The sequence below is a fragment of the Peribacillus sp. NPDC058002 genome, assembly GCF_042886655.1.
Taxonomy (GTDB): domain Bacteria; phylum Bacillota; class Bacilli; order Bacillales; family DSM-1321; genus Peribacillus; species Peribacillus aracenensis.
Window position 1 is genome coordinate 1 of sequence record NZ_JBHVQU010000241.1, and the last position, 5144, is coordinate 5144.

5 protein-coding genes are annotated in these 5144 nt (G+C 39.5%); all 5 read left to right on the forward strand.

What is annotated here, in order from left to right; translation table 11 throughout:
- A partial coding sequence (locus ACFVSH_RS22575; RefSeq protein ID WP_387707932.1) for an AzlC family ABC transporter permease occupies positions 1–594 on the forward strand: 594 nt, incomplete at its 5' end.
- Complete coding sequence (locus ACFVSH_RS22580; RefSeq protein ID WP_387598887.1) at positions 585–911, forward strand: AzlD domain-containing protein; 327 nt, start codon at positions 585–587, stop codon at positions 909–911. The genes ACFVSH_RS22575 and ACFVSH_RS22580, both read left to right, overlap by 10 nt.
- A gap of 325 nt (positions 912–1236) precedes the next feature.
- Positions 1237–2250 carry a glycoside hydrolase family 15 protein gene (locus tag ACFVSH_RS22585; protein WP_387707934.1) on the forward strand — a complete coding sequence of 338 codons (1014 nt, stop codon included), beginning with the start codon at positions 1237–1239 and terminating at the stop codon, positions 2248–2250.
- 247 nt (positions 2251–2497) lie between these two features.
- Entirely contained in the window at positions 2498–4438 is a 1941-nt protein-coding gene (gene glgB, locus ACFVSH_RS22590) for a 1,4-alpha-glucan branching protein GlgB (RefSeq protein ID WP_387707936.1), read from the forward strand.
- Positions 4438–5144, forward strand: a 707-nt coding sequence (locus ACFVSH_RS22595) for a sugar phosphate nucleotidyltransferase (protein WP_387707938.1), incomplete at its 3' end; no start/stop codon positions are given. The genes glgB and ACFVSH_RS22595, both read left to right, overlap by 1 nt.

Sequence of the window (5144 nt, forward strand, 5' to 3'; positions counted from 1 at the left end):
CAGGGATTAAGTATGATTGAAGTGGCCCTTATGTCGCTTTTGCTCTATGCAGGGTCTGGCCAATTCATAGCTGCGGGGATGATAGCTGCAAGTCATCCAGTATCGGCCATAATTTTTACGATTTTTTTTGTGAACAGTCGCCATCTATTACTTAGTGCTGCATTGGCTCCATATTTCAAGCAGCAAAGTTTGAAACAAAACCTGATAACCGGAGCCTTATTAACTGATGAAACCTTTGGAGTGGCCGTCACGGCGGCACAGAAGAGGAAACAACTTGATTTTCAATGGATGCTTGGACTGAATCTTGCAGCCTATTTAAATTGGTTCATTGCAAATATTGCCGGCGGTTTCTTTGGCCAATGGATTCCAAATCCCGAAAAATATGGGATGGACTTCGCCCTGCCAGCGATGTTTATCGGCCTTTTAGTTCTGCAAATATTAAGTAAAAAGGACTTTTTTATAGATCTTGCAGTCGCGTTTAGCAGCATATTAATCGTTGTTGCAGTAAGTTTCTTCTTTCCAGGCAGTACTGGCGTCATAGTGGCAACTGTTGTAGCTGCAACGATAGGGATGGTGATTGGCAGGTGGAAATAAGCGGATATATCCTTGCTGTGATTGTAGGGATTTCGATTGTAACTTTCATACCCAGGGTCGTCCCTTTGGTACTGCTTAGTAAAATGGAGATTCCAAAGTGGGGCATCGATTGGCTTAAGCATGTGCCAGTGGCTGTAATGGCGGCGTTGTTGGCTCAAGAACTTCTATTATCGGAACAGGTCTTTTCAATTAAGGATAATGCTTTGAATTTGGCCGCAGCTTTACCGGCTTTCCTGGTTGCCATTTTTACGAGAAGTCTATTGGGTACGGTTGTGATTGGCGTGCTTTCATTGATGATATTACGATTTTTCTTTTAATATATACTAAACAATTAAATGATAGGCCGATATAACCAGTAATGGATTGCCATTACTGGGTTTTTATTTTTCAAAGAACATTTTTCATGACAGGCCGCTTTTTTAGTTCGTTTCGATTAGGCAAATGACGCTTTTTAATGAACATTGGAAGCTTGATTATCAAAAAGGGCAGTGATTACATAAACTAAGGTGAATGTACTTCTGAAAAATTGTTTTGGTTAGCTGAATTGAAAGCGCTTCAAATTGAAAATGAAACAACAAACGTTTAGAAAATGGGAGTCTGTCAACAATGGGAATAGGCAAGTTACTATGGAGGTGTCAATTAATGAATGTGAATGGTGCACTAGAGGTTCTTGATCGCATGCGGCTTCCTAATGGCGCATATACTGCAAGCGTTTCCGATGATTATAATTATGTCTGGATAAGGGATGTCGTTTATACAGTAATCCCTTTCATAAATGATCCATCCAATCGTTACGAGAAAGCATATCATGCTTTATTCGACTTATTTCAATCCTATGAGTGGAAGATAGATATTCATACGGAACAGAAACCTCAGTTTTTATTTGAACATATCCATGCAAGGTATTCCACTGAGCTTAAAGAACTGCCCGATGAGTGGGGGCATGCCCAGAATGATGCGATAGGTGCCTTTTTATGGGGTGTCGGTGAAGGGTATAGGCATGGTAAAAAGGTGATGAGAAATCAACGGGATTTACAAATTGTTCAAAAGTTGGTCAATTACTTGGAATGCCTGCAATATTGGCAATCGGAAGATAATGGGATGTGGGAAGAAAATATAGAAATCCACGCTTCAAGCATAGGTGCATGTGTGGCTGGTTTGAATTCAGTCAAAATGCTGGTCAACGTCAAGGAAGAGCTGATTAAAAAGGGAGAAGAAACTCTTCGTTTCTTACTTCCAAGGGAAAGTTATTCAAAAGAGACGGATTTAGCCCTTTTATCCTTAATTTATCCTTATCGGCTGGTAGACCGTGAAATAGCACTAAAAATATTGAAGAATGTCACGGAGCGCCTTGAAAGAACAAATGGTTGTATAAGATATGAAAAGGACCTTTATTATAATGACGGTCAAGAGGCAGAATGGTGTTTCGGGCTTCCGTGGTTGGGCTTATGCTACCTTGAACTTGGAATGATGAACAAAGTTAAGGAATATATTGATAAAACGAAAATGATCATACCGGAAAATTGGGAAGTACCCGAATTATATATAGGGGGCAGGAATATTCCGAACAAGAATACTCCTTTGGCATGGTCAGTATCATTATCCTATTTATTTTTGACGAAGACTTCCATGATTCGAACTGAACAAATAACATGAAGCATTCATACATGATACCTTAAAGCTCTTTCCAAAAAAATGGGGAGGGCTTTTATTGGTATAATAATATTTTTTACAATAAATGTATAATTTTCTTGAAAAATGTTTGAATTTACAAAAAAACGGCTATTTATAACAATATCTTCACCTCCATTTGAAGGATTAATATCATTTTCATCGAATATATATAATAACTGGGGAAGGATGGTTAAAATACTATCGATTCAATACTGATGGAGGGGTTTTATTGAGTGCAATTATTGACCAGCTACAAGAGATTTATCCAAGCGATTTCGATTTGTATTTATTTCATGAAGGCACCCTTTATGAAAGCTATAAAATGCTTGGGGCACACATTGTAACATCATTAGGTAAAGAAGGAGTACGCTTCGCCGTTTGGGCCCCCCATGCCAAGCAAGTTTCAGTAGTCGGTAATTTTAATAATTGGGACGGAAAAGATCATGCGATGAAAAGGATCGAGCGATCAGGTATCTGGGTGTTGTTCGTACCGGGACTACAAGAAGGGGAACTCTATAAATACGAAATACATACACCTGGAAGTAAACGAATCCTAAAAGCCGATCCATATGCCTTTTATTCGGAAGTCAGACCAAATACAGCCTCGGTCATTAAAAGGCTGGATAATTTTGAATGGCAAGATTCGAAGTGGATAGCTAATAGGAAAAAGGAAAATATTTATCATAAACCCATGTCCATTTATGAAGTGCACCCAGGAACATGGAAACAGAAAGAAGATGGCGAGTTTTATTCGTACCGTGAATTGGCTGATAGGTTGATTGATTATGTGATTGAAAATGGTTTTACACATATTGAAATCATGGCCATAATGGAACACCCATTTGATAAATCGTGGGGATACCAGGTCACGGGCTATTATTCTGTAACCAGTCGTTACGGCTCGCCGGAAGATTTTAAATATTTAATTAACCTTTGCCACAAAAAGGGCATTGGGGTAATTCTTGACTGGGTTCCCGCCCATTTTTGTAAAGACGCGCATGGACTTTCCCGTTTCGATGGAACGCCTCTCTATGAACCAATTGATCATACTAGAGCAGATCGCCCGTTATGGGGGACATACAACTTTGATTTTACCAAACCTGAAGTAATCAGTTTCCTTATATCAAATGTAATGTTTTGGATGGAGGTATACCATATTGATGGAATCCGTGTCGATGCGGTATCGTCAATGGTTTACTTAAATCATGATAATCCATTGCCGATCAAGCTGAAAAACCAGTTTGGCGGTGAGGAAAACCTGGAGGCCATACAATTTTTGCAAAAGCTTAACGAAGTGGTTTTCGAGAAATATCCCAATGCATTAATGATGGCTGAAGAAGCAACAGACCGACCACTTATAACTTCTCCTACCGATATAGGCGGCCTGGGCTTTAATTACAAATGGAATATGGGATGGACTAACGATATCCTTCGTTATATGAAACTTGAAACGGGGGAAAGGCCAAATCATCATAGTCTCTTAACATTTTCTTTTTTCTATGCTTTTTCAGAAAATTTCGTCTTGCCCTTTTCACATGATGAAGTGGTTCATGGCAAGAAGTCTTTATTGAATAAGATGCCAGGCGACTATTGGCAGAAATTCGCTAATCTACGGTTACTCTTTGGGTATTTCATGACACATCCCGGAAAGAAGCTTCTATTCATGGGCGGTGAATTTGGCCAGTTCATAGAATGGAAAGATGAGGAACAATTGGATTGGCTTCTTTTGGAATATGAATCACACGAAAAACTGGCCTATTACTTCCGCACCCTACAGGATTTTTATAGGCAATCATCCTCCCTTTGGCGACTGGATCATGTCCAGGAGGGGTTTGAGTGGATAGATCCGAACAATAGTAAACAGAGTATCATTACCTTTATGAGAAAGGGTAAACGCAAAGGCGATTATTGCATTGTTGTCTGTAATTTTTCTGCACAGGCTCATGCTCAATATCAAATTGGCGTACCATCCCAGGGTAAATATATAGAGGTTTTCAGCAGTGATTCAGCATCTTTCGGAGGATCGGGACAGATCAATGAGGAACCCATTAATGTCAAAAAGGAACCATACCATAATCAACCATTCAGCATGGAAATAACAGTACCTCCATTAGGCATTTCCATTTTTATGAAGCAAACAAAAAAAAGGCGGGGGAGAGTGAACGAATAATGGGAGCGAAAAAATGGATAGCAATGTTATTGGCAGGAGGCCAGGGTTCAAGGTTAGGTGAATTGACAATTGGTTTGGCAAAACCAGCTGTTCCCTTTGGCGGTAAATATAGAATCATCGATTTTCCATTAAGTAACTGCACTCATTCTGGTATTGATACGGTTGGGGTACTGACTCAATACCAGCCATTGATTCTAAATGATTATGTTGGTAATGGCAAAGCTTGGGACCTTGATCTGGATGTTGGCGGAGTTTCCGTACTTCCCCCTTATCAAGGGAAAGAAGGCGGGGAATGGTATAAAGGGACGGCAAATGCTGTTTATCAAAATATCCAATATATTGATAACTATGATCCGGAACATGTACTGATTCTTTCGGGTGACCATATTTATAAGATGGATTACAGTAAGATGCTGGATTATCACATCGAAAAAAATGCAGAGGCAACCATAGCAGTCATTCAAGTACCGTGGCAGGAAGCAAGTCGTTTCGGGATCATGAATACCAATGATGATGATAAAGTCACTCAATTCGATGAAAAACCAAAGTATCCAAAGAGCAATCTCGCTTCAATGGGAGTTTACCTTTTCAAGTGGAAAACCCTAAGAAGGTATTTAATAAATGATGAAAAGGATGAAAATTCCTCCAATGATTTCGGCAGCAACATCATTCCAAAGATGCTTGAAGACAGAAAAAAGCTATATGC

Coding starts and splice junctions, on each gene's coding strand:
- ACFVSH_RS22585 (WP_387707934.1), top strand. CDS start 1,237: ATGAATGTGAATGGTGCACTAGAGGTTCTTGATCGCATGCGGCTTCCT.